Here is a 25,067-nt window from a genome sequence, read left to right on the forward strand (position 1 = left end):
CGCATGACATTGCACACACTGGTTCTGGCCATTGGGCTGGTGCTGGTCTTCGAGGGGCTGGTCTTTGTACTGGCCCCTCGTCGCATTGAAGACATCTTGCGGCTGCTGGCGACCATGCCGATTGAAGCGCGGCGCATGATCGGGCTTGTCGCATTGGTGCTGGGGGCCGTGCTGGTGGTGGTATCAGGACTGATAGCCGCCAGTTGAACGCATATTTCCAAACACCTGACAGCTTTTCACGTCTGGTTGAAAGATTGAAACGCAAATTGCGTTTCACAATATAAGCCATACATTACCCACCAAGCAGGCTGAGCTATATCGCTGGCCGCACCGACGACAATTACAGGAGAGTTCCATGATATCTCATGCCATTTCCATGCGACCAGAGCGGCCGAGCATGATGCACATGCTGGCACTGGCGCTGGCACTGGTCGTCACTCTGGCGCATGTCACAAGCGCAAATGCGCAGTCAAATCGCCCCGAGAGCTTTGCTGATCTGGCAGAGCGGGTCAGCCCGGCGGTTGTGAACATCACCACGACGACCTCTGTCGCATCCCGACTTGATGACGCGCCGCGCTTGCCCGAAGGCTCGCCGTTCGAGGATTTCTTTCGTGACTTTTTCGATGCCCCCGAAGGCCAGCCAAACCGCCCCCGCCGCAATCAGGCACTTGGGTCGGGTTTTGTGATATCGGAAGACGGGTATATCGTCACGAATAACCATGTGATTGATGGTGCCGACGAAATACGGATCGAGTTCTTCTCGGGCCTCGAGTTGGACGCCGAACTTGTGGGCACCGATCCGGCCACAGATATTGCTTTGCTGAAAGTCGATCATGATACCCCGCTGCCCTTCGTACCATGGGGCGACGCCGAAGCGGCGCGCGTGGGCGATTGGGTCATCGCAGTTGGCAACCCGCTGGGTCAGGGTTTCTCGGTCAGTGCCGGGATTATTTCTGCGCGCGGGCGTGCCCTGCAAGGCAATTACGATGACTATATCCAGACCGATGCCGCCATCAACCGTGGCAATTCTGGCGGGCCGCTGTTCAGCATGGATGGCGAAGTCATCGGCGTGAACACCGCGATCCTGTCGCCCACTGGCGGCTCTATCGGGATCGGGTTTGCCATGTCATCGAATGTTGCGGTGAATGTTGTGGACCAGTTGCAAGAATTCGGCGCAACACGGCGCGGTTGGCTGGGTGTGCGCATTCAGGACCTGACCGAAGAAATGGCCGAGGCCATTGGCCTTGACGCACCACGTGGCGCAATGGTCACGGACGTCATGGAAGGCCCGTCAGAAGATGCGGGCATGTTGGCTGGCGATGTCATCATCCGCTTTGATGATGGCGATGTAAGCGACACGCGCAGTTTGGTACGCCGTGTCGGTGACGCGGGTGTCGGGCGCGATGTTGACGTGATCGTCTTTCGCAGCGGCGAGGAAGTCACTCTGAGTGTCACACTGGGACAGCGCGAATTGTTCGAAGCTGCTGCACGCGAAAGCGCACCATCGACGCCCTCTGCTCCAGAACCATCGAGCCTGTTGGGAATGACCTTGCAGCCCCTTGATGACGCCCTGCGCGACGAATTGGGTTTGCCTGCCACAGCCAACGGGCTTGTGGTGCGCGAAATCGATGAGGCGAGCGATGCCGCAGAAAAGGGCATTCGGGTCGGCGATCTGATCACAGAAGCCAATCAACAACCCTTGCTGACGGTCGAAGATCTGGAAACACGCGCTCAGGATGCGCGCGATGCAGGTCGCCGGTCACTGCTGGTTTTGCTGCGTCGTGACGGTGATCCACGGTTTGTCGCGCTGAATCTGGAAGACTGACTGCTTCCACCACTCAAACTTGAAACGCGCGCCCGTAGGGCGCGCGTTTTTCCATTTCAAGTTCGGCCAAAGCTGCGTCAGTGCCGCTCTATCGGTACAAGGCCCAGATGTTGCGCTGTCTTCAATGTCAGGATCGGGCTGTTGAACCCGTTGGCGCGCTGAAACGCCTGAACGGCTGCGCGTGTTTCCGCATCTGGCCGGCCAGACACATGCCCCGAGAAGAACCCGCGCGCGGCCAGACTGCGTTGCAGCGAATGCATGAACCCTTGGGTCATCTGCTCCGGGCAAGGCACCCGAAACGCGACTTCCTCAATTATGTTGTCATTCGTCCGCCCCGTGCCTGACACATAGCGCGCCCAGCATTCACGACTTGCAGGTGTCGACAAAGAGATGTTTGCGAACTGGACATTTGCCTGGCTGGCCATGACCGACTCGGCCATAACAGGCCCTGCAAGTGAGGCGATAAACGCCGCCATCGCGGCAATTTTCCGGGGTGAGTATGATTCTATCTGTGACATATCAGGCCCTCAAGGGTGGAGCATACAGTGCATTTTGAAAACAATGCCAGTTAATTCAGGCTGAAAAGGGTCTGAACTGTGACAATACAGCCGAGCATCATGGCCGAAATTCGACTGGTCAAACTGCTGAAGCTGGCTTATCTGCGCAGTGCACATGCGTTAGAAAGAGGGTTTCATGGCCAAGATCACCTATGTCGAATTCAACGGAAAAGAACATATCGTCGAGGTTGCCACCGGGCTGACCGTCATGGAAGGGGCACGTGACAATGGTATTCCCGGCATCGAAGCCGATTGTGGCGGTGCTTGTGCCTGCTCTACCTGTCATGTCTATGTTGCGCCTGAATGGGTCGAGAAGCTGCCGGAAAAAGACCCGATGGAAGAAGACATGCTTGATTTCGCGTATGAACCCGACCCCGCGCGCTCTCGTCTGACGTGCCAGATCAAGGTGAGTGATGCGCTTGACGGCCTAAAGGTTCATATGCCCGAAAAGCAGATTTGACCTGCGAAAACCGGCAACAGACCTGACGTTGCGGTGTCAACCCCGCCACTGACCCTGCGCATGTCCCATCCAGATATGCGGCTGCTGTGCTGACTGATGGAAAGCGGCGCTATCCGGAATATCCGCCTGTTTTGTACCACCGCCACGCATCCGCGATCATCAGATCAAGTGTCGAGCGCTGCGCCACCCAGCCCAAAGCCTCGGACGCGCGCTGGCTGCCTGACACCAGCGCGGCCGCATCGCCGTGACGGCGCGGCCCAAAGTTCCGCGGGACGTCGCGGCCTATGCTTGCAACGCAGTTTCGGATCACCTCGGCCACAGAGAACCCTGTGCCCGTTCCAAGATTGAAGACATGGCTACCCCGCCCGGCGCGCAACCATTCCAGTCCACGCAAATGTGCGTCGATCAGGTCCATCACATGCACATAGTCGCGGATGCAGGTGCCGTCATGGGTCGGATAATCATCGCCATGAATGGTCAGCGCAGGGCGCGTGCCTGCCGCAGCTTCGATCATGACGGGAATCAAATGCGTCTCTGGCTGGTGCCACTCTCCGATTTCCGCGTCCGGGTCGGCACCCGCGACGTTGAAATAGCGGAAGATCACAGATTTAAGCCCGTGGCTGACCTCAAAATCCCGCAAGACCCCCTCAACCGCGAGTTTCGACGCGCCATAGGCGTTGAGCGGGCGCTGTGGCGTGTCTTCATCCAACACAACGCCATCCTGGTCGCCATATGTCGCGCAGGTTGATGAGAACACCATGTGCAGACACTCTGCCGCGACCATTGCTTCGACCAGATTAAGCGAGCCACCCAAATTGTTGCGCCAATAGCGCCCCGGATCATGCGCCGCCTCGCCCACTTGGCTGAGGGCTGCGAAATGCATGACGGCGACGGGCTTGTACTGCGCGAAAACCGCGTCAAGCGCTGCGCGGTCCAGCAAATCGCCTTGCACCATCGGCCCGAATTTCACCGCACTGGCCCAACCCGTCGACAGGTTGTCGAATGTCACCGGGACATACCCCGCGCGCGCAAGCTGCTTGCAGGCATGCGACCCGATATAGCCCGCCCCGCCTGTGACCAGTACATGCGTGTCGCCGGGCTCTGCCCCGCCCCCGTCCAAGGGTGTCACTCAGCTGCGTTCGCGGTGTCGTGCTGCGCCAGTCGGTCGCGCAGCAAGGACAGGAACTGCGCGCCATAGACAGGGTTCTCCAGCGCGACATCAACAATCGCTGTCAGATAACCGAACTTGTCGCCGCAATCATACCGCTTGGCCGGGTTCAGGATGGCTGAAACCTTGCCCTCCTTGGCCAAATGGTCGATGGCATCGGCCAGTTGGATTTCTCCGCCAGCGCCGGGTTTGAGCGTGCGCAGAATGGCAAAAATCTCTGGTGTGAAGGCATAACGCCCAAAAGAAGCCATGCGCGACGGGGCATCCGCAAGATCGGGTTTTTCGACCAGCCCTTCAACGCTGATCATCCCATCATCAGCTGTAGGGCCGGTTTTCAGAATCCCGTATTTCGAGACATCCTGCTCTGCCACCTCGGACACGGACAAAAGCGTGCGCGGGTTCCGGGCAAACGCGTCAACCAACGCCCGCGTAGGCAGGTTTTTGCCCTGCATCAGATCATCCGCCAGCAACACCACAAACGGGTTGTCGCCGACCGCAGGTGCCGCACACAAAACTGCATGCCCCAGACCCAGCGGCTCTGGCTGGCGCACGAAAATGCAAGACACACCTTCGGGGACAATGTTGCGCACCATGTCGCGCAATTCTATCTTGCCCTTGGCAATCAACTGGCTTTCCAGTTCAAGATTGGCATCAAAATGGTCGCCAACAGCACGTTTGTTGCGCCCGGTCACAAAAATCAACTCCGTGATCCCGGCCTGCACAGCCTCTTCGACCGCATATTGCACGATTGGCTTGTCGATTATCGGCAACAGTTCTTTTGGCATTGCCTTGGTCGCGGGCAAGAATCGCGTGCCCGAGCCTGCAACTGGAAACACGGCTTTTGTGATTGCTACCATTTACTCTCTCGCCTTTTTTCCCACGCCCATTCATCAAGATGCGCTACTATACCTAAAGTTGGTAGTCGCTTCGCCCTTTCAGTTCAAGTCTGCTGCCCCCGTATGCGTTCCCCGCTTGCTGCACAAAAGTTGCGGGTTTGTACCGCCACATATGCAGATTCAGGCCTGTCTATACAGGGCAGACGCGCGCATTGGTCAGCGAGAACCAAACATAGGCACACGCGAAAGGACGGGTTGTCTTGGCTCTGGTGATCGCACGATTAAGCCGATGGCAGGTTGTATCGCCCAATTTTCAGGCAACTCCACTGATTTTGGACAATGACCCGCAAAGGGCCAGTGGACCGGATGCAAGCCAATCCTGAGGTGGGGTGCAAAGCACGCCCCGCACCTTTCAACGACACGAAGTTTCCGCTATGGCTCGGGTCACAAGTTGGAAAACTGGGCCAATACGCGGGGATGCGATGCAGAAAAACATGACCGGAACACGGCTGGTTGCGACCTTTTTCGGCGCTGGTTTGTTGCGCCCCGGCCCCGGAACATGGGGCTCTGTTGCGGCCTTGCCGGTCGCGTGGCTTTTACATGTCATGGGCGGGTTCTGGGCGCTTGCGCTGGGAACGGCTGTGGTATTTCTGGTCGGCTGGTGGGTCACGATACAGGAAACGCGCGGGCAGTCAGACCCGGACCCCTCGGAAATCGTGATCGACGAAGTGGCGGGCATGTGGCTTGCGCTGTGGCCTGTCTCACTGGGGGCTATGATTCAGGGGGTGTCGATTACCGCGCTCTGGCCCGGCTGGATCGTGGCGTTTCTGGCATTCCGGGCCTTTGATATCTGGAAACCCGGCCCGGTCGGGCTGGCAGACCGGATGCACACACCGCTGGGCGTGATGCTTGATGATATTATTGCTGGCGCATTGGCGGCTATGGTGGTGGCGGTTTTCGCTGTCATCGCGCATGGCATGATGGGCATATGAGTGCCGCCCGCCTGCTGCAAGCGGCACGCGACAAGGGCATCAAGATCGCTGCTGCCGAAAGCTGCACAGGCGGGCTGATCATGGCGGCTCTGACGGATATTGCCGGATCGTCAGATGTTGTTGACCGTGGGTTCGTGACCTATTCCAACGCGGCAAAATACGAGATGCTGGGGGTTCGGCAAGCGACAGTGGACCAGCATGGTGCCGTATCAGAGCAGGTCGCCGCGGAAATGGCGCAAGGGGCGCTTGCGCGCTCTGATGCTGGGCTTGCGATGGCGGTGACAGGCATCGCCGGGCCGGGCGGGTCAGAGTTCAAACCCGAAGGCCGGGTCTGCTTCGGGCTGGCGAGCGCCGAGGGCACACAAACTGAAACGGTTGAATTCGGCGCAATTGGCCGCGCCGAAGTGCGCCGTGCAACAGTTGCTCATGCGCTGGCGATGATGTTGCGCGCAGTGTCGTAAGCAGTGGCGCAAACCGGCCCCTAGACCCGCCATGTCAGCCATACAGCGCTTTAGCCCGCGTCTCGAATGCGGTGACCACGCGGCGCATGGCCTGATCGAACACGACACCGATCAACCGTTGCAACACCGGATTGCGAAACTCGAAATCGACATGGAAATCCACGATGCAGCCTGCATCTTGTTCGGCAGGTTTGATGTGCCAATGTGACACCATGTATTTGAACGGGCCATCCAGATAGGCCGTGTCGATCTTTCCCTGATCTGGATAGAGCTGCACACGACTGCCAAAGCGTTCGCGGAACACCTTGAAGGAAATCACCAGATCGGCCTCGATCTCTTCGCCGCCCTCGATCGGCTTGCGCGAGCGGATGCGCGCAGCGGCAGTCCAGGGCAGAAACTCCGGGTAGCGCGCGACATCGGCCACCAGATCATAGATCTGATCGGCGCTATATGGCATGTGCCGGTATTCGTGATGGCTTGGCATGGTCCACTCTTTCCTGTCGCGCGCACATGTCCTAAAGTCCGCGTGAAAAAGCAAGGGGCTGTTATGACGCAGAATGCCTATGTCATCGATCAGATGATCAGTGCCAAACAAATTGCGGCACGAGTTGAGGAGCTTGCAAGCGAAATCTCGCGCTCCTTCGCGGGAACGGAAAAGCTTGTGGTGGTGGGATTGCTGCGCGGGTCGTTCGTTTTCATCGCCGATCTGGTGCGCGAGATTGACCTGCCTGTCGAGGTCGATTTCCTCGAAGCGTCCAGCTACGGCGATTCCACGCAATCCTCGCGCGAGGTGCGCATCCTCAAAGACCTCAGCGGCAAGATTGAGGGGCGTGATGTGCTGGTCGTCGAAGATATCGTCGATACCGGCTTCACCCTCAGCCATGTGTTGCAGATGTTGATTGCGCGCAACCCCGCACGGCTGGAAGTATGCGCCCTGCTGGACAAACCGTCCCGGCGCGAGGTCGATATCAAGGCCACGTGGACCGGTTTCGAAATCCCCGACGAGTTCGTTGTCGGATATGGAATCGATTATGCCCAACGAAACCGCAACCTGCCCTATATCGGCAAGGTCAGTTTCGTTTAACAGCCCGATAACGCGCCCGTGAATATGCTATCAACGATAAACGCGCTACGTCTTATCTAATGATAGCAGAGGGAGTATTACAAATGACATTCAGAAAAACATTGGGAACCATCGCATTGGGCGTGGCACTGGCGCTGCCTGCCCTCGCAGATGAGAACCCCGCGATTGAGCAACGACAAGGCCAGTTCAAGCTGTATGTCCATAACTTCGGGCTGATGGGTGGCATGGTGCAGGGTCGCATGGACTATGACGCCGACATGGCCCAGACGGCTGCCGACAATCTGTTTCACCTGACTCGCCATGACCAAAGCCGCCTCTGGCCCGAAGGGACAGATTCGATGAGTGTCGATGGAACACGCGCCAGCCCGGAAATCTGGGACAATCTGGATGATTTCGTTATGAAGTTCACCGCGTTGCAAGATGCAGCCGCTAACCTGCAAGACGTTACGGGCGACGGGCTTGATGAAATGCGTGCGGGTTTCGGCCCTGTGGGACAAGCCTGTCAGGCCTGCCACGAAGATTACCGCGACGAAGCCAGCTAAAGCGACGCTGGCACCAAGTCCTGCGCGCGCCGCCAGTGCGCGGGGCTGTTAAAACCGACATAGGGTAAGATATGCGCAAGCTGCTGATCGGCGTGGCGATTTTGGGTGTGGTCATTGGCGCCGCACTCTGGGTTATCAGTGCGCCAAGGCCGGTGGAGTCTGCGGCCCTCGCGTCCTTGACGGGTGATCCCGCCGCAGGGGAAGCGGTCTATCATGCGGCTGGCTGCGCATCGTGCCATATCGGACCAGAGCGCGAAGCTGATCCCACGATCCTGTCGGGCGGGCGGGAATTTGCATCGGATTTCGGCACATTTGTTGCACCAAATATCAGCCCCGACCCCGATCATGGCATAGGCGATTGGTCAGCCGAGCAATTCATCAACGCCGTTATGCGCGGGGTATCGCCTGAGGGCGCGCATTACTATCCTGCATTCCCCTATGGCAGCTATATCCGCGCGGACCCCCAGGATATTGCGGATCTATATGCCTATATGATGACCCTGCCCGCTGACGCGACCCCCTCCCAGCCGCATGATTTGCGCTTTCCCTTCAACATCCGGCGCAGTGTGGGTCTGTGGAAAGCGATGTTTCTGAGCGAAGATTGGGTCGTGACCGGAGATTTGAGCGCCGAGGAAGAACGCGGGCGCTACCTGTCCGAAGCGCTGTCACATTGTGCCGAATGCCACACGCCGCGCAATGCGTTGGGGGGGCTGGATCATGGGCGCTGGTTTCTTGGCGCGCCCAACCCCTCGGGCACCGGCAGAATCCCCCCGATTGCCGGCGACGATTTCGACTGGACCGTTTTTGACATCAGCGCTTATCTGGAATCCGGCCTGACTCCAGATTTCGATGTCGTGGGCGGGTCGATGGCACAGGTTGTGCGCAGCCTTCAGCGTCTGGACAAAAGCGAACTCGATGCGATTGCGGCCTATATCTCGCGTGCAGGCCAATAAACCCATCGAACTGCCGTTGTTTTAGACCAAAAACATTCAAAAAAACGCGCATAGCCTTGTGCGGGCACCCACTGCGGCCCATACTTGATAAAACTGAGTTTACGAACGAGAACCAACACGCATGCCTGATGAGTCACAATCCCCGAGCATCAGCGCTGTCGCGCGTCTGACCTTCACGGAGAAATTCCGCCTGCAAACATGGCTGATGGGGATTATCGCTTTTGCGGTGGTGCTGTTCTTGCTGGTGCAGGCGAAATTCATTCTGATCGCGCTAGCGATTGCGATTATCCTGTTCTCGCTGACATCTGACGCCATCAACTCGATCTCGCGCGTGCGTATTGGCCGGTTTCGGATTGCCAGTTGGTTTGCCTCTATTGCGGCGGTGTTCCTGATTGCGTCCAGCTTGCTGATAATGGCGGGGCTGGTGATTTCGCAAATCAACACTGTGCTTAGTACAACGTTGTCTTACACGGATGACGCCCAGCGTGCGATTGCGCAGATGTTTGCATGGATGGGCGAGGATGTGGAGCAATCGGTATTGCAAACCGTGCGCAGCATCGAGATTTCCAGCTACCTGCGGTCTGCCGCCGGTCAGGCCGGAACGATCCTGTCACAGGTCGTGCTCATCATCCTGTTTGTGGGCTTTTTGTTTGCAGAGCGCATCTGGTTCAGCACCAAGCTTGAAAAACTCATGGCCGATGAAGCTCAGGCCCGCCGGGTCAGTGCGATCATCGGGTCGATCATCCGGCGCGTGAACCGGTATCTGCTGGTCAAGGCGCTGATATCATCGGTGACAGGGTTCTCGATCTTCCTGCTCCTCAGCGTGTTCAACCTGCAATTTGCCGCCGCTATGGGGCTGTTGACCTTTGTGCTGAATTTCATCCCGTCGGTCGGGTCGATCATTGCAACGCTGATCGTGACACTGGTGGCCTATATTCAGGTGGCCGAACCGCAAACTGCTGTGCTGATCTTTGTGATCGCAGGCATGACGCAATTCTTGCTGGGCAATGTGATCGACCCGATGCTGATGGGCAAAACGCTGCGCTTGTCGTCTTTCGGCATCATCATTTCGCTGGCTTTCTGGGGCGCGGTCTGGGGCATTGCAGGCATGTTCCTTGCGGTCCCTTTCATGGTTGTCGTGATGATCGTGTGCTCGCATATCCCGTCTGCGCGGCCTGTGGCGGTGCTGCTCTCCAGAGAGGGTTTGCCGGAAGAGGAATTCCCCCTCACTTCCCCAACCCTGCCGGATGAACAACAGCCGGAACGCACCTACAGCCATGCCGTCGGCGCCGAGTAGGCGCTAGGGCATGGCAATCACTTCTGACGGGGTGATGATGGCATCCAGACGCTGATCTGTTGCATCACGCGGCACAAGCGCTGCCTCTTGTTCGCAAAACGCAAACCCGATTGCCAGAACAGGCCCGTTTTCGCGCAAGCGTTGTAAGGTGCGGTCATAAAAGCCGCCCCCGTATCCCAGCCTATAGCCAGCCCGGTCAAAGGCCAGCATCGGCACGATCAAGGCTTGTGGCGTCAACACCTCCCGCGCCGCCGGGATCAGCGCCTTGAACTGCCCCTCCACCATGTCACCATTGGGCAACCAGCGGTGGAATTCCAGCGGTTGCGCCTTGGCCACGATCACCGGCACACAAACAGGGCCGGGATGGGCGTGCATCGCAGGCAAGGGGTCAATCTCGCCGCGCATGGGCATATAGCCGGACAAGACAACCGCACCAAGCTTGCTCGCGAACCGCGCTGCAAGCCATTGTGACAGGCGCGCATTCGCAGCGCGCATACGCTGATCCGCGTCGGGCGCACCAAAAGCCTGCGCGCGCTGCACACTCATGCGCGCGCGCAAGGCGCGCTTTTCATCGCTCACATTCTCGGTCAACATGGCACCCCTCGCCTCCGTCGCAATGAGATGTCAGGCTGACGCACTGCGCATCTCAGTGCAAGCGTGCATCCGACGCAACAACGGCACAAGGCGACTCGCATCAGCGCGGTAAAGCGATCACTCTATGTGGCTTCGCGGGGTATGGCTTTCAAATTCGGTATTCAGGCCGCGCACAAACTCGTTCAGCCCAGTCAGACGCTCGCGCCGCAACCTTTCCGCCTCGACAATGCCCCGCAAGGCCGCCTCGGTCTTGTCCAGATCATCATTGATAAGGACATAGTCATATTCGGCCCAATGGCTGATCTCGTTGCGCGACTTTTGCATCCTAGCGTCAATGACATCGTTGCTGTCTTGTCCACGCCCCCGCAGACGCGATTCCAACTCGGCAATAGATGGGGGAAGCACGAAAATGGACACGACATCCTTGCCCAGCGTCGAGTTGCGCACCTGCTGACCGCCCTGCCAGTCAATATCGAACAACATGTCGCGCCCGTCTTGCAACGCGGCATCAACAGGTGCCTTGGGCGAGCCATAGAGGTTGCCGAACACTTCGGCATGTTCCAGCATTTCGCCATCGGCGATCATGGCCTCGAAATCCGCGCGGCTTGCGAAGTAATATTCGCGGCCATCCACCTCGCCCGCGCGGGGCGCGCGTGTGGTGGCCGAGACCGAGAAACGGATCGACGGGTCCCATTGCATCAACCGCCGCGCGAGGGTCGATTTGCCTGCGCCGGAAGGGGATGACAGGATAATCAGCAATCCGCGCCGTGCCATTGATCTACTCCACATTTTGCACCTGTTCGCGCATCTGGTCGATCACAGCCTTGAGGTCAAGCCCGATGCGCGTCATCTCAAGATGCTGGGCCTTTGAACACAAGGTGTTGGCCTCGCGGTTAAATTCTTGCGTCAGGAAATCCAGTTTGCGGCCCACCGGTTCATCCGCATGCACCAGCGCGCGGCCCGCCGCGCAATGGGCATCCAGCCGGTCCAGTTCTTCCGCAAGATCAGCCTTCACTGCCAACAGCGCCAATTCCTGTTCAACGCGGGCCGGATCGGCATGGGTCTTGTCCAGAACCTGCGCAAGGGCCTTGTGGAAATGCGCCGCCATCTCGGTTGCGCGCAGATCGAGCAGGCTGCGTGCGGCCTGTGTCAGCCGCGCGACTTCGTCCAGTTGCGCCGACAAAACAGCCGCCAGCGCCTGCCCTTCCTGCTGGCGCATGGTCACAAAGGCGTCCAGAACCTGCTCGAAATCCGCGAGCAAAAGCGCATCTAGGCTTTCGGGCGAAATTGTGGCCAGATCGGGGCCTTGGGCCTGCACCCCCCGCCAGCCCAATACCTCCAACGCGCTTGGCGCTTGGAGTGTCACACCGTTTGCCTGCGCTGTGGATTGGATGTGATCCAGTGCGACCAGCACGTCTGACAGCGCTGCAGTGTCTATTCTGACCCCGGCCTTGCCTTGCACAAGTCGCAAGCGCAGCCCCAACGTGATTGTTCCACGCGCCACGCGTGTCGACAGCCTGTCGCGCAAGGGCTTTTCAAGACGGCCCAGACCATCGGGCAGCCGCAACCGGATATCCAACCCCCGCCCATTAACCGCGCGCAGATCCCATTCCCATTCTGCGGTCTGTGCCTCAATGGCCTTTGACACCGCCCCGCCAGCATAGCCTGTCATTGAATGCATGCAGGGCCCTTTCCCCGTCTGAGAACCAGTAAAGATACCCTTAACCAAAACCACAGTTTTGCGCAGCAAAAGCACAAAATTTGAGGTATTAAGGTGCTGTTAAGAGAGCTTGCGCTCAGGATAACTAAAACGTGCGGCGCAAGCGGTCAACCGGGTGAGTCGGGCAACGGTCGCGCTGCGCGGACTATGAAAGAGGGTAATTTAATGAGTGAGCATCTGCCAACACAGGGACTTGAGGCGCAGGACGCCGTTGCAGCCACCTCTATGATCGCACGCGTGTGCACCTATTGGGCCAGCCTGCGCGAGAACGGGGCAATCCCGAAACGCAGCGCCATAGATGCCAGCGCGTTGGGGGCGGCCCTGCCGCATATTTTCCTTGCAGAATTGATCACGCCGCGCATGGCCAAGATGCGGATTTGCGGGCACCAGATCGAGGATCTGCAAGGGGTCGATATGCGCGGTATGCCTGTTGCTGCGCTTTTCATGAATGAGATGCGCGGCCAACTCGCCGAAGCGCTGGCACAACTGTCGCTCGGCGCGCGTGTGACCCTGTCGCTTCGCGCAGCAGGCAAAGCGACGCATCCGCAGATGACAGCAACGCTTGCCCTGCTGCCCTTGACCGATCCGGCAGGCAAGATCACCCGTGTCATGGGGGTGCTGGAACGACAGGGTGCAATCGGCCCAATGCCGCGGCGCTTTGATCTGGCCACTCCGGTCCAGTGCGTCACCCTGCCAAGCCCCGCTGAACCAAGTCGCCCCGCGTTGCGCGTGATACAGGGTGGCAAGGCCTAAGCGTTCTTTTCGGCCACAAAGCGTCCCCTTGCGAAGAAATTGCTGTTTTCCTGCCCCACGCATCGCGGTAGAAGGCGGCCAACCCCGGCGCAAAGGTAACGCAGATGATCCTCTACCCCGCAATCGACCTGAAAGATGGACAATGTGTGCGCCTGTTCAAAGGTGAGATGGATCAGGCGACAGTGTTCAACGACAACCCCGCAGCACAGGGCCTCGCATTTGCGCAGCAAGGGGCTGAATGGCTGCATCTGGTCGATCTGAATGGCGCGTTTGCGGGCACTCCGGTCAATGCGCAGGCAGTTGAGGCGATACTCGATGCAGTCACGATCCCCTGTCAGTTGGGCGGCGGCATTCGGGACATGGCGACAATCGAGGGCTGGTTGAAGCGCGGTTTGCAGCGCGTGATCCTTGGGACGGTCGCGGTCGAAAACCCCGCACTGGTGCGCGAAGCGGCAGCCACCTTTCCCGGTCAGGTCGCGGTGGGCATTGATGCGCGCGAGGGGCGTGTCGCCACCAAGGGCTGGGCGACAGAGACTGATGTCAATGTCATTGATTTGGCGCGCCAGTTTGAAGATGCCGGGGTCGCGGCGATTATCTATACCGACATCAACCGCGACGGCGCGATGCAGGGGCCGAATGTAGAGGCAACGGCAGCACTGGCGCGCGCAGTGACAATTCCGGTCATCGCCTCGGGCGGGGTATCGCGGCTGGAAGACCTGATCGCACTGCGCGATTGCGGCGCAAAGCTGGACGGTGCCATTTCCGGGCGCGCGCTGTATGATGGCAAGCTGGATCTGGCCGAAGCGCTGGCCGTCCTGAAAGGCTAAGCGCTACTGCGGCATAATCAGGCGCATTGCTTCGGTCTTGGCCCCTTTGGTCAGCGCAGCACCCGGCCCTTCGAGAAATTGCACAACACGATCCGGATCGCGGCGCGACAACTCGCGCAGCCACCATCCAATGGCTTTCTGGATAAAGCGGTCGCGGTCGGGCACATAGCCTTCTGCCCAACCCAGCACGCGCTCGCGCACGGCCAGATCATCAGCTTTCGGGTGGGGCAGACGCGCCCATGGCAGGGTCATGACCAAAGCGGCACGACGGGTCCACATATTGGCGCTTTGTGTCCACCCATCCACCGCGTCCAGCCGCGCAGGCACGGCCTGCAAACGCTTCGCACCCGCAATAGAGGCCGCATCGGCCAGTGCCCAACTGTCAAACCCCTGCGCCCACTGGGAAATAATGTCCCAAACCGGCGCGTCATCGGGTCGGATACGCGCCTGTGTCAGCAATTTGGCCGCCAGAATGCCGCCCTCATGCACCTCGCCTTGCCACAACTCTTGCGCCAAGGCGCAGCGCTCCGCCAAGTCCAGATCCGCGCGCAAGCCGCGCGCCAGCTCATCAAGCGCAGCGGCAGGCACACCCAAAAAGGTGCGGGCCGTCTTGTGATAGGCTGCCATCTCGGCGGCCTTGGTGCTGTCGCCCATCGCGCTCAGCGTGGCGATCATATCCTGAAATGTGCTCATTCCACCGTCACCGATTTCGCCAGATTGCGCGGCTGGTCCACATCGGTGCCCCTGTGCAGCGCGGTGTGATAGGCGATCAGTTGCGCTGGCACCGCGTAAACGATGGGTGCGATGAAATCCGGCACTGTAGGCATTTGCAGCCGGAAAGGCACATCCCCCGCCTCGGCCAACCCTTTGGCGTCCGAGATCAGCAACACTTTGCCTTGGCGCGCCATGACTTCCTGCATGTTCGAGACTGTCTTTTCAAACAGCGCATCATGGGGGGCAAAGACGATCACAGGCAAATCGGTGTCGATCAGCGCAATGGGGCCGTGCTTTAGTTCACCTGCTGCATAAGCTTCGGCGTGTATATAGCTGATTTCTTTAAGCTTTAACGCACCTTCAAGCGCAAGCGGGAACATCACCCCGCGCCCCAGGAACAGCACGTCGCGCGCCTGTGCCAAAGCTTCGGACATGCGTTTGATCTCTTCTTCCCGGTCCAGCGCCTGCGCCACAAAGCCCGGCAGCAACCGCAATTCGGCCAGACGCGCATCGAAATCCTCACCGCTCAGGAAACCACGATCAAGGCCCGCCTTTAGCGCCAAAAGTGCCAGCACCTGCAACTGTGCCGTGAACGCCTTGGTCGAGGCGACGCCAATTTCTGGCCCCGCATGGATGGGCAAAGCCACATCGCTTTCGCGCGCAATCGACGAGGTGGGCACATTGACCACAGACAAGACCTGCGCGACATGGGGACGGACATGGCGCAACGCGGCCAATGTATCCGCCGTCTCGCCGGACTGGCTGACAAACAGCGCCATGTTTGACAGCCCAAGCACCGGGTCACGGTAGCGAAACTCGGACGCGATATCCAATTCAACCGCAAGCCCTGCATATTTCTCGAACCAGTATTTGGCCACCTGACAGGCATAAAAGGCCGTGCCACATGCCACCATAATCAAGCGGTCTGCGCTTGCGAAATCAATCGCATCCGGCAGGTCTATGCGGTCATGGTCCAGCCCGGAATAAAAACCCATCGCCGCTTTCAGCACCGCGGGTTGTTCGGCCATTTCCTTGGCCATGAAATGTCGGTGTCCTGCCTTGTCCACGCGGGCTGTATCAACATTGATCTGCGTCAGGGGGCGTGCGGTCTGCTGATCGTCGGCATCGAATATCTGTACGCCCGCACGCGACAGTATCGCCCAGTCGCCTTCTTCCAGATAGGTGATGCGGTCGGTCATCTCAGCAAGCGCAATCGCGTCTGAGCCCAGATACATCTCACCCTCGCCATGCCCGATGCACAGCGGAGAGCCGCGCCGCGCGCAGATAATCAGGTCTTCTTCGCCATCGAACAGAAAGGCCAAGGCAAATGCCCCTTCCAGCCGCTTCAGGGTCGCGCGCGCGGCTTGCACGGGCGTCATGCCCTGATCCAGATAATGGCTGGTCAGTTGCACGATGGTTTCCGTGTCGGTTTCGCTGCTGAATTCCGCGCCTTGCAAGGTCAACTCGTCACGCAAAGCGCGGTAATTCTCGATGATCCCGTTATGCACAACAGCCACGCGGCCCGTGCGGTGCGGATGCGCATTGGCCACACTTGGCCCGCCATGCGTCGCCCAGCGCGTATGGCCAATGCCGACGCGGCCGGGCAAAGGGTCATGGACCAGCGTGTCGGACAGATTGATCAGCTTGCCGACCGCGCGCCGCCTGTCCAACTGATTGCGGTGGACAGTTGCAATGCCAGCACTGTCATAGCCGCGATATTCCAGCCGTTTCAGAGCATCCAAAATCTGCGGCGATACTTCGTGATTGCCCAGAACGCCCACAATTCCACACATCTGCCCCTAGCCTTTCATTTTCGCTGCCTTGGCCGCACGCAACCGGTCCATCAGCCGTTTGCCAAGGCCCGGCTTGGTGTCCTGCCGCGCGCGCCCCAGCGCCAATGCGCCCTCCGGCACATCTGATGTTATGACAGAGCCGGACCCGGTCATCGCCTCTGCGCCCACGCGCACAGGGGCCACCAACATGGTGGACGACCCGATAAAGGCGCCTTCGCCGATTTCGGTATGGTGCTTGAACACACCATCATAATTGCACGTCACTGTCCCTGCCCCTAGATTGGCACGCGCACCAATGGTCGCATCGCCCACATAGGACAGGTGATTGACCTTGGCCCCCTCGCCCAGTTCGGCGTTCTTTATCTCGACGAAATTGCCGACGCGCACATCCTCGGACAGTTCCGCACCGGGGCGCAACCGCGCATAGGGGCCGACAACCGCCCCACGGCTGACATGCGCCCCTTCGAGATGGCTGAAGGCGCGGATCGTCGCGCCGTTCTCGACCGTCACACCGGGGCCGAACACGACAAACTGCTCCACAATCGCGCCGCGCCCGACGACAGTGTCTTGTGCGAAATAGACGGTTTCAGGGGCCACGAGAATTGCGCCATCTTCCACGGCCTCAGCCCTTGCGCGCGCCTGAAAAGAGACTTCTGCCTGCGCCAGCTCGGCGCGGGTGTTGATGCCCAATGTCTCTGCCTCGGGGCAGGTGACAACGCCAGCAGACAGGCCCTTCGCTGTGGCCAGTGCGACAATATCGGTCAGGTAATACTCTCCTGCGGCATTGTCGTTGCCCACTTGCGCGATCAGGTCGAACAGGGTGGCGCGATCCGCACAAATCACGCCGCTGTTGCACAGGGTGATGGCGCGCTCTGCCTCGGTCGCATCCTTGAATTCGACAATCCGCTCCAGCGTGTCACCTGTTGTGACCAGACGCCCATAGCGCCCCGGATCAGCCGCCTCAAACCCGAGCACCACGACATCATGGGTTTTGCGCGCCGCGATCATCGCATCAAGGGTTTCGCCACGGATAAAAGGTGTGTCGCCATACAGCACAACCACATCGCCGGGTGCCCCTGCCAAGGCCGCGCCGGCCTGAGCCACCGCATGGGCCGTGCCAAGCTGCGCCTCTTGCGTCACGACAATCGCGGCCTCATCCTCGGCGTGCACAACTTGTGCGACAGCGTCCCCCCCATGTCCGACCACAACGACAACACGGTCCGGGTCCAGCGCGCGCCCTGCCCGCATGGCGTGCACGACGAGGGGTGCGGCCCCCAGCGGGTGCAGAACCTTCGGCAGATCGGATTGCATGCGACTGCCTTGTCCGGCAGCCAGTATGACGAGTGAAACCATCATGAAATCGCGTATCCTGCTAGTAAATTCTACTGTGTTCTTCGCGCAGATAGCGGTTCCGCCGCAAGGGGCGCAAGGGTCACTTGTGATTTCACCCTGTAACACAGGCAAAGAGGCGCCAATCTTTTGCCAGTTTGACCGAAATCAACGACCGCGCCTATAGTTCATGGGCAGAGTGATCGCGCGAAACAGGAAAGGACATCCCAGATGTATAGCAGAATTATCGTCGCGGTTGATCTGGAACAGATCGAACAAGGGCGCGCCCTGTTGACCCGCGCGGCATCCTTGCTGGATGCGGGCGGTGAAATCAGGCTGCTGCATGTGCTTGAAGAAGTGCCGGGATATATTGCGGCAGAACTTCCCAGCGACATATCGGATCGCCGCCGCGCCGAAGCCGCAGTAGAACTGCGCGCGATGATTGACCCGCAAGACGATCTGCGCGTGGCACATGAGGTGCGCCACGGGGCCGCTTCCGGGCAGATCATTCAGGCAGCCGAAGATTCCGGCGCTGACCTGATCATGATCGCAAGCCACAAGCCGGGCCTGCGGGACTATTTTATTGGCTCTACCGCTGCACGCGTGATACGTCATGCGAAATGCTCGGTTCTTGTAGAACGCTGAATGACACAAACAGGAGAACCTACCATGTATAAATCCATCGTGATCGCTGCCGCCCTTTTCAACGAAGGGGCCACCACGCGTGCGGCACTGACAAAAGCGCAAACCCTGCTGGATGATGGCGGCACAATTACCCTTGTGCACGTGATTGACGAGGTTCCGGGCTATGTCGCAGCGTCGATCCCGAAAGAGCATCTGAGCGCGCGCAGACGCGAGGTTGAAGACCAGTTGGCGCAAATTGCGAAAAGTGCGCAAGGGATGAATGTGAAAACTGTTATCCGCGAGGGCCAGCCTTCGGCGTCGATTCTGGGTGCTGCAAAAGAAGCCGGTGCAGACCTGATCATGATCGCCAGCCACAAACCGGGGTTGAGCGACTATTTCATCGGCTCGACCGCCGCGCGGATCGTGCGCCACGCCCCTGTTTCGGTCTTGGTCACGCGCTAAGGCAAAGGTATTGGGCGGTGTGGTCACACCGCCCGGCAGATTTGTTGCCTTGAATGAACACCTGTGCAATTCTGCCCCCCAAATCGCTTTGGGGGGCATCAGTATCAGGACCAAGCCCGCACAGAACTGAAGGAACACAAAATGTATAAATCTATCGTCGTCGCGGTGGCCCTGTTCAACAAAGGTGCGACCAGTCGCGCCCTGATCCAGAAAGCCAACAAGCTGCTCGATGCGGGCGGCAGCATCACACTTGTGCATGTGCTGGACGAAGTTCCCGCCTATCTGGCCGCTGCGGTTGCGCGCGAACAATTGCTGGAGCATCGCAAAGCCATCCGCGAGCAGCTTGATTCACTGGCCTCTGTCGCCAAGGCAAAGACCGTCGATATCGACATTCGCGGCGGGCGCCCGTCAGAGAATATTCTGGCCTGCGCGCAAGATTGCAATGCAGACCTGATTATGGTCGCCAGCCACAAGCCGGGGATGAGCGATTATTTCATCGGCTCCACCGCGTCGCGGGTTGTGCGCCACTCCCAGATATCGGTGCTTGTGTCACGCTGACGGGTTTTCGGCATGTTGTGCCGCGATCCGGCCTTTCCTCTGCCGCTCAGACGGTTATCTGAGGCATGACTTCAGGAGGGACGGCATGTCAGACGCTCTGGTTATTTTCACACCATCAGGCAAGCGGGGCCGCTTTGCGTTAGGCACCCCGGTTTTGACCGCTGCGCGGCAGTTGGGGGTGGACCTTGATTCTGTCTGTGGCGGGCGCGGCATTTGCTCGAAATGTCAGATCACGCCGGGATCGGGCGAATATTCCAAACATGGCGTCACTGTCGCCCCCGACGCGCTGTCCGAGTGGAACTCGGTCGAGCAGCGCTATCACGACAAGCGCGGGCTGATCGCGGGGCGGCGGCTGGGCTGTCAGGCCAAGGTCATGGGCGATATCGTCATCGACGTGCCGCCCGAAAGTCAGGTGCACCGGCAAGTCGTGCGCAAGGCCGCGACTGCGCGGGTCATGACGATGGACCCCGCCACACGGCTTTATTTCGTCGAGGTGCAGGAACCCGACATGCACGAACCCTCGGGCGATTTCGAGCGGCTGGGTGCGGCATTGCGCGCGGAATGGGACATACCAGATATCACCGCCGGGCTGGATGTGCTGCGCAAGCTGCAACCTGTGTTGCGCGAAGGGAAATGGCAGGTCACTGTCGCCCTGCACAAAGATCACCAGATCGGCCCGCACCGCGTTCTCGACATCTGGCCCGGCCTGTACGAAGGCGGGCTATACGGGTTGGCCATTGATCTGGGGTCCACCACTATTGCCGCGCATCTGTGTGATCTGCGCACGGGCGAAGTTGTCACCTCCTCCGGGATCATGAACCCGCAGATCCGCTTTGGCGAAGACCTGATGAGCCGCGTCAGCTATGTCATGATGAACCCAGGTGGCGATGTTGAAATGACGCGCGCTGTGCGTGAAGGGATGGACGCGCTGATCTTGGCGATTGCTGAGGAAGCGCAAGTTAGCGCCCGCGAGATCATGGAAGCCGTGATCGTCTGCAATCCGGTCATGCATCATCTGTTTCTGGGCATAGATCCGGTGGAACTGGGGCAAGCCCCGTTTGCATTGGCCACCTCGGACGCCATCTCGCTGGATATTCGGGAACTGGGCATGAAGGCCCTGAACCCCGCCGCACGCGCCTATCTGCTGCCTTGCATCGCGGGCCATGTCGGTGCGGATGCCGCCGCTGTGGCCTTGTCCGAAAGCCCCGAGACATCGGATGATCTGGTGTTGGTGGTGGATGTGGGCACCAATGCCGAAATCCTGTTGGGCGACAAGCGGCGGGTTCTGGCCTGTTCTTCGCCCACGGGTCCGGCCTTTGAAGGGGCGCAAATTTCCTCTGGTCAGCGCGCGGCCCCCGGTGCGATTGAAAAAATCGAGATTGACCCCACCACCAAAGAGCCGCGCTTTCGGGTGATTGGCTGTGATCTGTGGTCAGACGAGCCGGGCTTTGACGCGGCCACCGCCCAGACCGGCATCACCGGTATCTGCGGTTCAGGCATTATCGAGGCGGTGGCCGAAATGCGCATGGCGGGGCTGGTCGACCCGTCTGGCCTGATCGGATCAGCCGCGCAGACCGGCACATGGCGCAACCAGCCAGAGGGGCGGACCCATGCCTATCTGATCCATGATGCGACAGCCACAGGCGGGCCGCGAATCACAGTGACACAAGGCGATATCCGCGCGATCCAACTGGCAAAATCGGCGCTCTATGCAGGCGCGCGGTTGCTGATGGATGAAATCGGCACAGACCATGTGGACCGCGTGGTTCTGGCGGGCGCATTCGGGGCACATATCAGCCCTAAACATGCGATGGTTCTGGGCATGATCCCCGATGCGCTGCTGGCAAATGTCACCAGCGCGGGCAACGCCGCCGGGACGGGCGCGCGCATTGCGCTGTGCAATATCGGCGCACGCAGCGCGATCGAGGGCACTGTCCGGCGCATTCACAAGGTCGAAACGGCAATTGAACCGCGCTTTCAGGAACATTTCGTCAATGCCAACGCCCTGCCCCACGCGGTCGATACGTTTCCGGAATTAAGCAAGATCGTCACCTTGCCGAATGTCAGCTTCAACACAGGGGGCGGCGATTCGGATGGGGGGCGGCGCAGACGACGCAGGGGCTAAGCCAGCGCTACCCGCCAGATGAAAAAAGCCCGGATACCAGCAGGTATCCGGGCTTTTCATTTAGCCTTGGGCAAATATCAGTTGCCAGTCATCTGACGCAGGCGTTCGGCAACCTGTTCCAGAAGTTCAGGGTTTTCACCGGCAGCTTGCAACAGGTTTTCGACGATTGCGCGGTCTGCCAAGCTCAGGTTGGCCGCGTCAATCTGCGCTCGGATCGAGTCGAGCGACAGGTCAAGGCCAAGGTCTTGCAGCTCAATCGCTTCGTCGATGGCGTCTGCCGTCTCTTCCGCGGCATCTGGTGACAGGTTTTCTTCTGCCTCTTGAACAGTGTCCTCAACCGCAGCTTCATCAGCGGCTTCAGCTTCGTCAGTGACGATGTCATCAACCATAGACTCGACGGTATCGGTGGTTGTCTCGACTTCACCATCAACCGCGTCTTCAACGGTTTCGGCTGCATCATCTGCAACTTCATCCATCAATTCGTCGACTGTAGGCTCTTCTTCTTCGACAGCGTCTTCTTCAACGATGGGCTCTGCTTCTGGCTCGACCTCTTCCGGGGCATCAACCGGCTCTTCGACTTCAGGCTCTGTCACTTCGGGCGCAGGCGCCGTTTCGACCACTGGTTCGACAACTTCAGGGGCCTGACGTGATTGAATTCCGAACCAAATACCAATGGCCGCTGCGGCGGCCGCAATTGCGATAAGAAGGGGTTTGTTCATGGCTATATCCTTCTGAACATACGAGTTATGGTCGCGCGATATGCCAGAAATAGTGCAGGATGCAAACAGAACTTTGCTGCACATGCAAAAACAAGCACGTTATCGCGCGATTCTGGTAATCTTCACGCTTGAATTGCGTATGGGTCAGAATTACTGTAGCTCACCAAATTGAACAGAACAAGGAACGACACCATAGCCCGCAGACCGCATAATGCCCCGCCGCAACGTGACACCGGACCACGCGTAAATGACCGCATTCGCGCGCAAGAAATCCGCCTGATCGGGGCCGAAGGTGAAAATCTGGGGGTGGTCACACCCTCTCAGGCGATGACGCTGGCCGAAGAGGCCGGTCTTGATCTTGTCGAAATCTCACCCAATGCAGAACCACCGGTCTGCAAGATCATGGATTTCGGGAAATATAAATACGAAGTGCAGAAGCGCGAGGCCGAAGCACGCAAGAAACAGCACATCATCGAGATCAAGGAAGTCAAATTCCGTCCGAACACAGACACGCATGATTATGAAGTCAAGATGCGCAACGTGATGCGGTTTCTTGAAGGTGGCGACAAGGTCAAGGTAACGCTGCGTTTCCGTGGCCGCGAAATGGCGCACCAGAATATCGGGGCAGATTTGTTGCAGCGCGTGGCTGTCGATGTCGGTGAAATCGGCAAGGTCGAGAATATGCCCAAGATGGAAGGGCGGCAGATGATCATGATGATCGCGCCGCGCTAAGCCCCCATAACAGGCACTGACACGATAAACCCGCAATGCAGATTGCGGGTTTTTTCATATGCGGCTCAGACCCTCAATTCAGGGGCATTTTGTGCCAGTTCGGTCGCGATATCCGCATCCAGCGGGCAATTGGTGCTGTTGAGCAAGAACCCCAGCGTCAGATACATGCCCAATGTGGCCATAAGGTCCAGCACCGCAGGCCGCCCGATCAGGTCTTCAAGCTGCGCCATTTGTGCGGGCGGCAGTTTGGAATGATCGAGCAGGTGATCCACCGCCCCTGCCAGTATCGCGTCGTCTTGCCCCATCCCCGCCAGCGGGCCGCGCAGGCTGGCAATTCGGGGCTTGGACAAGCCAGCACTTAACCCGCGCGCCACATGCTGGTTCCACTCGTAGCTGGACGACACCCTATGCGCGAGGCGCAGTATCACAACCTCTGCCCGCGCGCGGCCCAAGGCCGACGCGTGCACAATATGCGCGCGCAACCCCGACCATGCACGCAGTAGATCGGGATGATGGGCCATCACGCGGTAAACGTTCAATTGCCCCGCAAAACCTTCGCGCATGTCATCAATTTCGGCGGGCCAATCCGAATCGGGGATCGGTAAGAAAGGACGCGTCATGACTGCAATGCTGCGTCCACTGCCTCGGACAGGCGCCCGACGATCTCGGTCACATCCGATGGCGTGACGATAAAGGGCGGGGCCAGCAGCACATGATCGCCGCGCACCCCGTCGATTGTGCCGCCCATCGGATACACCATCAGCCCGCGCGCCAACGCCTCTGATTTGATGCGCGCATGCAGTTTGTGGGCGGGATCGAAGGGCGCTTTGGTCTGACGGTCCGCGACCAGTTCGATCGCCTGAAACAGCCCCTTGCCCCGAATATCGCCGACATGCGCATGTTGGCCGAATGCGGCGTGCAACTGCGTGCGCAACTCTGCACCCATAGCCTGTACATTGGCCAGAAGGTTGTCGCGCCGGATCACCTTTTGCACTGCCAGCCCTGCGGCAGCGGCCATGGGATGGCCCATATAGGTGTGACCATGCTGAAAGAACCCGCTGCCTTGCGCAAAGGCCTCGTAGATTTTCGCGCTCAGCAAGGTCGCGCCGATGGGCTGATAGCCCCCGCCCAGACCTTTGGCGATGGTCAGCAGATCGGGCGAAATGCCGTCCTGTTCGCAGGCATACAAGCTGCCGGTCCGGCCCATGCCGCACATGACCTCGTCCAGAATCAGCAACACGCCGTATTTGTCGCAGATTGCGCGGATGCGTTTGAAATAGTCGCCCACAGCAGGCACCGCGCCCGCTGTTGCCCCGACAACAGGTTCCGCGACAAAAGCCGCGACAGTGTCCGCGCCAAGCTCCAGTATCTTCGCCTCTAACTCGCCTGCCGCGCGGGCGGCGTAGTCGGTGTCAGTTTCCCCCTCATGCTGTTCGCGGTAGGCGAAACACGGCGCGATATGATGCGCTTCCATCAACAGCGGTTTGAATTGCGCGCGACGCCATTCATTGCCCCCAGTCGCAAGCGCGCCCAAAGTGTTACCATGATAGCTTTGGCGGCGCGCGATGATGTGGCGGCGCTGCGGCTGGCCGGTTTCGGTGAAATACTGCCGCGCCATTTTCAACGCTGCCTCAATCGCCTCGGACCCGCCAGACAGCAGATAGACATGGCTCAGCCCGTCAGGTGCATCTGCGATCAGGGTCTCGGCCAATTCCTCGGCCACATCCGTGGTGAAGAACCCTGTATGGGCATAGGCCAGCCGGTCAAGCTGGTCGTGCAATGCCGCGATGACATCGGGGTGGGCATGGCCCAGACAGGACACCGCCGCGCCGCCAGACGCGTCGATATACTGATGCCCTTCGGAATCGGTAAAGCGCAGCCCTTGGGCGGAAACCGCGTGGCGTGGTGGCGTGTGGATAGAGCGGTGCAGAAGGCGCGTCAT

Annotated in this window: 29 protein-coding genes; 16 read left to right on the forward strand and 13 right to left on the reverse strand. The window is 59.3% G+C overall.

Features of this window, described 5'->3' with window-relative positions; genetic code table 11:
* Positions 1-3 precede the first annotated feature (3 nt).
* The gene (locus BD293_RS10400) at positions 4-207 is read left to right on the forward strand and encodes a DUF2065 family protein (protein ID WP_342781398.1); all 204 of its coding nucleotides are present in this window, start codon (positions 4-6) and stop codon (positions 205-207) included.
* Positions 208-355: 148 nt separating this feature from the next.
* Complete coding sequence (locus BD293_RS10405) at positions 356-1,825, forward strand: Do family serine endopeptidase (RefSeq protein WP_142081456.1); 1,470 nt, start codon at positions 356-358, stop codon at positions 1,823-1,825.
* Positions 1,826-1,902: 77 nt separating this feature from the next.
* On the opposite strand, the gene BD293_RS10410 is transcribed toward BD293_RS10405, so the two are convergent.
* Positions 1,903-2,343, reverse strand: coding sequence for a peptidoglycan-binding domain-containing protein (locus BD293_RS10410; RefSeq protein ID WP_142081458.1), 441 nt, complete (start codon positions 2,341-2,343; stop codon positions 1,903-1,905).
* Between the two features lie 175 nt (positions 2,344-2,518).
* Between BD293_RS10410 and BD293_RS10415 the strand changes: the two genes are divergently transcribed.
* Positions 2,519-2,842 (forward strand): 2Fe-2S iron-sulfur cluster-binding protein, encoded by a 324-nt coding sequence (locus tag BD293_RS10415; protein ID WP_142081460.1) that lies wholly within the window; start codon positions 2,519-2,521, stop codon positions 2,840-2,842.
* 109 nt (positions 2,843-2,951) lie between these two features.
* On the opposite strand, the gene galE is transcribed toward BD293_RS10415, so the two are convergent.
* Both galE and galU read right to left on the reverse strand, forming a co-directional pair.
* Complete coding sequence (galE, locus tag BD293_RS10420) at positions 2,952-3,971, reverse strand: UDP-glucose 4-epimerase GalE (protein WP_246086268.1); 1,020 nt, start codon at positions 3,969-3,971, stop codon at positions 2,952-2,954.
* Positions 3,968-4,867 carry a UTP--glucose-1-phosphate uridylyltransferase GalU gene (gene galU, locus BD293_RS10425; RefSeq protein ID WP_142081461.1) on the reverse strand — a complete coding sequence of 300 codons (900 nt, stop codon included), beginning with the start codon at positions 4,865-4,867 and terminating at the stop codon, positions 3,968-3,970. Before galU ends, galE begins: the two co-directional genes overlap by 4 nt.
* A gap of 473 nt (positions 4,868-5,340) precedes the next feature.
* Between galU and BD293_RS10430 the strand changes: the two genes are divergently transcribed.
* Together BD293_RS10430 and BD293_RS10435 are read left to right on the forward strand one after the other, a co-directional pair.
* A complete protein-coding gene (locus BD293_RS10430; RefSeq protein WP_142081463.1) occupies positions 5,341-5,838 on the forward strand; it encodes a phosphatidylglycerophosphatase A family protein in 498 nt (165 codons plus the stop codon).
* Positions 5,835-6,299 carry a CinA family protein gene (locus BD293_RS10435; RefSeq protein WP_142081465.1) on the forward strand — a complete coding sequence of 155 codons (465 nt, stop codon included), beginning with the start codon at positions 5,835-5,837 and terminating at the stop codon, positions 6,297-6,299. The genes BD293_RS10430 and BD293_RS10435 overlap by 4 nt, the downstream gene beginning before the upstream one ends.
* Before the next feature lie 34 nt (positions 6,300-6,333).
* On the opposite strand, the gene BD293_RS10440 is transcribed toward BD293_RS10435, so the two are convergent.
* The gene (locus BD293_RS10440) at positions 6,334-6,783 is read right to left on the reverse strand and encodes a type II toxin-antitoxin system RatA family toxin (protein WP_142081467.1); all 450 of its coding nucleotides are present in this window, start codon (positions 6,781-6,783) and stop codon (positions 6,334-6,336) included.
* A 63-nt stretch (positions 6,784-6,846) separates the two neighbouring features.
* On the opposite strand from BD293_RS10440, the gene hpt reads away from it, so the two are divergent.
* The 4 genes from hpt to BD293_RS10460 all read left to right on the forward strand — a co-directional run bounded on the left by hpt (position 6,847) and on the right by BD293_RS10460 (position 10,175).
* Positions 6,847-7,383 (forward strand): hypoxanthine phosphoribosyltransferase, encoded by a 537-nt coding sequence (gene hpt, locus BD293_RS10445; RefSeq protein ID WP_142081469.1) that lies wholly within the window; start codon positions 6,847-6,849, stop codon positions 7,381-7,383.
* An 83-nt stretch (positions 7,384-7,466) separates the two neighbouring features.
* Positions 7,467-7,925, forward strand: coding sequence for a c-type cytochrome (locus BD293_RS10450; protein ID WP_170207104.1), 459 nt, complete (start codon positions 7,467-7,469; stop codon positions 7,923-7,925).
* 71 nt (positions 7,926-7,996) lie between these two features.
* The gene (locus tag BD293_RS10455; RefSeq protein ID WP_142081472.1) at positions 7,997-8,878 is read left to right on the forward strand and encodes a c-type cytochrome; all 882 of its coding nucleotides are present in this window, start codon (positions 7,997-7,999) and stop codon (positions 8,876-8,878) included.
* Positions 8,879-8,999: 121 nt separating this feature from the next.
* Entirely contained in the window at positions 9,000-10,175 is a 1,176-nt protein-coding gene (locus tag BD293_RS10460) for an AI-2E family transporter (RefSeq protein ID WP_211841012.1), read from the forward strand.
* 3 nt (positions 10,176-10,178) lie between these two features.
* On the opposite strand, the gene BD293_RS10465 is transcribed toward BD293_RS10460, so the two are convergent.
* From BD293_RS10465 to BD293_RS10475, 3 genes are all read right to left on the reverse strand, one after another.
* Positions 10,179-10,769 carry a 5-formyltetrahydrofolate cyclo-ligase gene (locus BD293_RS10465; RefSeq protein WP_142081474.1) on the reverse strand — a complete coding sequence of 197 codons (591 nt, stop codon included), beginning with the start codon at positions 10,767-10,769 and terminating at the stop codon, positions 10,179-10,181.
* A gap of 117 nt (positions 10,770-10,886) precedes the next feature.
* Positions 10,887-11,543, reverse strand: coding sequence for a guanylate kinase (gmk, locus tag BD293_RS10470; RefSeq protein WP_142081476.1), 657 nt, complete (start codon positions 11,541-11,543; stop codon positions 10,887-10,889).
* Between the two features lie 4 nt (positions 11,544-11,547).
* Complete coding sequence (locus BD293_RS10475) at positions 11,548-12,450, reverse strand: YicC/YloC family endoribonuclease (RefSeq protein ID WP_342781399.1); 903 nt, start codon at positions 12,448-12,450, stop codon at positions 11,548-11,550.
* A 204-nt stretch (positions 12,451-12,654) separates the two neighbouring features.
* On the opposite strand from BD293_RS10475, the gene BD293_RS10480 reads away from it, so the two are divergent.
* Together BD293_RS10480 and hisA are read left to right on the forward strand one after the other, a co-directional pair.
* Positions 12,655-13,242, forward strand: coding sequence for a PAS domain-containing protein (locus tag BD293_RS10480; RefSeq protein WP_170207105.1), 588 nt, complete (start codon positions 12,655-12,657; stop codon positions 13,240-13,242).
* Positions 13,243-13,346: 104 nt separating this feature from the next.
* Positions 13,347-14,069, forward strand: coding sequence for a 1-(5-phosphoribosyl)-5-[(5-phosphoribosylamino)methylideneamino]imidazole-4-carboxamide isomerase (gene hisA, locus BD293_RS10485; RefSeq protein WP_142081479.1), 723 nt, complete (start codon positions 13,347-13,349; stop codon positions 14,067-14,069).
* 3 nt (positions 14,070-14,072) lie between these two features.
* Here hisA and BD293_RS10490 read toward each other — a convergent pair whose 3' ends face one another.
* From BD293_RS10490 to glmU, 3 genes are read right to left on the reverse strand one after another with little or no spacing between them, the layout of a single operon-like run.
* A complete protein-coding gene (locus tag BD293_RS10490; protein ID WP_142081481.1) occupies positions 14,073-14,762 on the reverse strand; it encodes a DNA alkylation repair protein in 690 nt (229 codons plus the stop codon).
* Complete coding sequence (gene glmS / locus BD293_RS10495; protein WP_142081483.1) at positions 14,759-16,576, reverse strand: glutamine--fructose-6-phosphate transaminase (isomerizing); 1,818 nt, start codon at positions 16,574-16,576, stop codon at positions 14,759-14,761. Before glmS ends, BD293_RS10490 begins: the two co-directional genes overlap by 4 nt.
* Positions 16,577-16,582: 6 nt before the next feature.
* Positions 16,583-17,932, reverse strand: a complete 1,350-nt coding sequence (gene glmU, locus BD293_RS10500; protein ID WP_142081485.1) for a bifunctional UDP-N-acetylglucosamine diphosphorylase/glucosamine-1-phosphate N-acetyltransferase GlmU — start codon at positions 17,930-17,932, stop codon at positions 16,583-16,585.
* A gap of 204 nt (positions 17,933-18,136) precedes the next feature.
* On the opposite strand from glmU, the gene BD293_RS10505 reads away from it, so the two are divergent.
* The 4 genes from BD293_RS10505 (at position 18,137) to BD293_RS10520 (ending at position 21,674) form a co-directional block, all read left to right on the forward strand.
* Positions 18,137-18,550, forward strand: a complete 414-nt coding sequence (locus BD293_RS10505) for a universal stress protein (RefSeq protein WP_142081487.1) — start codon at positions 18,137-18,139, stop codon at positions 18,548-18,550.
* Between the two features lie 24 nt (positions 18,551-18,574).
* A complete protein-coding gene (locus tag BD293_RS10510) occupies positions 18,575-18,991 on the forward strand; it encodes a universal stress protein (RefSeq protein ID WP_170207106.1) in 417 nt (138 codons plus the stop codon).
* 141 nt (positions 18,992-19,132) lie between these two features.
* On the forward strand, positions 19,133-19,549 hold the full coding sequence (locus BD293_RS10515) for a universal stress protein (RefSeq protein WP_142081491.1): 417 nt from the start codon (positions 19,133-19,135) through the stop codon (positions 19,547-19,549).
* 85 nt (positions 19,550-19,634) lie between these two features.
* On the forward strand, positions 19,635-21,674 hold the full coding sequence (locus BD293_RS10520; RefSeq protein ID WP_142081493.1) for an ASKHA domain-containing protein: 2,040 nt from the start codon (positions 19,635-19,637) through the stop codon (positions 21,672-21,674).
* Between the two features lie 77 nt (positions 21,675-21,751).
* On the opposite strand, the gene BD293_RS10525 is transcribed toward BD293_RS10520, so the two are convergent.
* Positions 21,752-22,393, reverse strand: a complete 642-nt coding sequence (locus BD293_RS10525) for a hypothetical protein (protein WP_142081495.1) — start codon at positions 22,391-22,393, stop codon at positions 21,752-21,754.
* Positions 22,394-22,561: 168 nt separating this feature from the next.
* On the opposite strand from BD293_RS10525, the gene infC reads away from it, so the two are divergent.
* Positions 22,562-23,125, forward strand: a complete 564-nt coding sequence (gene infC, locus BD293_RS10530) for a translation initiation factor IF-3 (protein ID WP_246086269.1) — start codon at positions 22,562-22,564, stop codon at positions 23,123-23,125.
* A gap of 65 nt (positions 23,126-23,190) precedes the next feature.
* Here the strand turns inward: infC and BD293_RS10535 are convergent, their stop codons facing one another.
* The gene (locus BD293_RS10535; RefSeq protein WP_142081497.1) at positions 23,191-23,745 is read right to left on the reverse strand and encodes a carboxymuconolactone decarboxylase family protein; all 555 of its coding nucleotides are present in this window, start codon (positions 23,743-23,745) and stop codon (positions 23,191-23,193) included.
* Entirely contained in the window at positions 23,742-25,067 is a 1,326-nt protein-coding gene (locus BD293_RS10540; RefSeq protein WP_142081499.1) for an aspartate aminotransferase family protein, read from the reverse strand. Before BD293_RS10540 ends, BD293_RS10535 begins: the two co-directional genes overlap by 4 nt.

Origin of the sequence: Roseinatronobacter monicus (assembly GCF_006716865.1) — a bacterium.
Classification (GTDB): domain Bacteria; phylum Pseudomonadota; class Alphaproteobacteria; order Rhodobacterales; family Rhodobacteraceae; genus Roseinatronobacter; species Roseinatronobacter monicus.

What these genes read in the sequence shown, in the direction of transcription:
- BD293_RS10490 (WP_142081481.1), bottom strand. Translation starts at nt 14,762, where the DNA reads ATGAGCACATTTCAGGATATGATCGCCACGCTGAGCGCGATGGGCGAC.
- BD293_RS10415 (WP_142081460.1), top strand. Translation starts at nt 2,519, where the DNA reads ATGGCCAAGATCACCTATGTCGAATTCAACGGAAAAGAACATATCGTC.
- BD293_RS10540 (WP_142081499.1), bottom strand. Translation starts at nt 25,067, where the DNA reads ATGACGCGCCTTCTGCACCGCTCTATCCACACGCCACCACGCCACGCG.
- BD293_RS10525 (WP_142081495.1), bottom strand. Translation starts at nt 22,393, where the DNA reads ATGAACAAACCCCTTCTTATCGCAATTGCGGCCGCCGCAGCGGCCATT.
- BD293_RS10520 (WP_142081493.1), top strand. Translation starts at nt 19,635, where the DNA reads ATGTCAGACGCTCTGGTTATTTTCACACCATCAGGCAAGCGGGGCCGC.
- BD293_RS10535 (WP_142081497.1), bottom strand. Translation starts at nt 23,745, where the DNA reads ATGACGCGTCCTTTCTTACCGATCCCCGATTCGGATTGGCCCGCCGAA.
- BD293_RS10515 (WP_142081491.1), top strand. Translation starts at nt 19,133, where the DNA reads ATGTATAAATCTATCGTCGTCGCGGTGGCCCTGTTCAACAAAGGTGCG.
- BD293_RS10510 (WP_170207106.1), top strand. Translation starts at nt 18,575, where the DNA reads ATGTATAAATCCATCGTGATCGCTGCCGCCCTTTTCAACGAAGGGGCC.
- glmS (WP_142081483.1), bottom strand. Translation starts at nt 16,576, where the DNA reads ATGTGTGGAATTGTGGGCGTTCTGGGCAATCACGAAGTATCGCCGCAG.
- BD293_RS10440 (WP_142081467.1), bottom strand. Translation starts at nt 6,783, where the DNA reads ATGCCAAGCCATCACGAATACCGGCACATGCCATATAGCGCCGATCAG.
- BD293_RS10475 (WP_342781399.1), bottom strand. Translation starts at nt 12,450, where the DNA reads ATGCATTCAATGACAGGCTATGCTGGCGGGGCGGTGTCAAAGGCCATT.
- BD293_RS10455 (WP_142081472.1), top strand. Translation starts at nt 7,997, where the DNA reads ATGCGCAAGCTGCTGATCGGCGTGGCGATTTTGGGTGTGGTCATTGGC.
- BD293_RS10430 (WP_142081463.1), top strand. Translation starts at nt 5,341, where the DNA reads ATGACCGGAACACGGCTGGTTGCGACCTTTTTCGGCGCTGGTTTGTTG.
- glmU (WP_142081485.1), bottom strand. Translation starts at nt 17,932, where the DNA reads ATGATGGTTTCACTCGTCATACTGGCTGCCGGACAAGGCAGTCGCATG.
- hpt (WP_142081469.1), top strand. Translation starts at nt 6,847, where the DNA reads ATGACGCAGAATGCCTATGTCATCGATCAGATGATCAGTGCCAAACAA.
- BD293_RS10410 (WP_142081458.1), bottom strand. Translation starts at nt 2,343, where the DNA reads ATGTCACAGATAGAATCATACTCACCCCGGAAAATTGCCGCGATGGCG.
- BD293_RS10460 (WP_211841012.1), top strand. Translation starts at nt 9,000, where the DNA reads ATGCCTGATGAGTCACAATCCCCGAGCATCAGCGCTGTCGCGCGTCTG.
- gmk (WP_142081476.1), bottom strand. Translation starts at nt 11,543, where the DNA reads ATGGCACGGCGCGGATTGCTGATTATCCTGTCATCCCCTTCCGGCGCA.
- galU (WP_142081461.1), bottom strand. Translation starts at nt 4,867, where the DNA reads ATGGTAGCAATCACAAAAGCCGTGTTTCCAGTTGCAGGCTCGGGCACG.
- BD293_RS10450 (WP_170207104.1), top strand. Translation starts at nt 7,467, where the DNA reads ATGACATTCAGAAAAACATTGGGAACCATCGCATTGGGCGTGGCACTG.
- BD293_RS10505 (WP_142081487.1), top strand. Translation starts at nt 18,137, where the DNA reads ATGTATAGCAGAATTATCGTCGCGGTTGATCTGGAACAGATCGAACAA.
- BD293_RS10400 (WP_342781398.1), top strand. Translation starts at nt 4, where the DNA reads ATGACATTGCACACACTGGTTCTGGCCATTGGGCTGGTGCTGGTCTTC.
- BD293_RS10435 (WP_142081465.1), top strand. Translation starts at nt 5,835, where the DNA reads ATGAGTGCCGCCCGCCTGCTGCAAGCGGCACGCGACAAGGGCATCAAG.
- hisA (WP_142081479.1), top strand. Translation starts at nt 13,347, where the DNA reads ATGATCCTCTACCCCGCAATCGACCTGAAAGATGGACAATGTGTGCGC.
- BD293_RS10480 (WP_170207105.1), top strand. Translation starts at nt 12,655, where the DNA reads ATGAGTGAGCATCTGCCAACACAGGGACTTGAGGCGCAGGACGCCGTT.
- BD293_RS10465 (WP_142081474.1), bottom strand. Translation starts at nt 10,769, where the DNA reads ATGTTGACCGAGAATGTGAGCGATGAAAAGCGCGCCTTGCGCGCGCGC.
- BD293_RS10405 (WP_142081456.1), top strand. Translation starts at nt 356, where the DNA reads ATGATATCTCATGCCATTTCCATGCGACCAGAGCGGCCGAGCATGATG.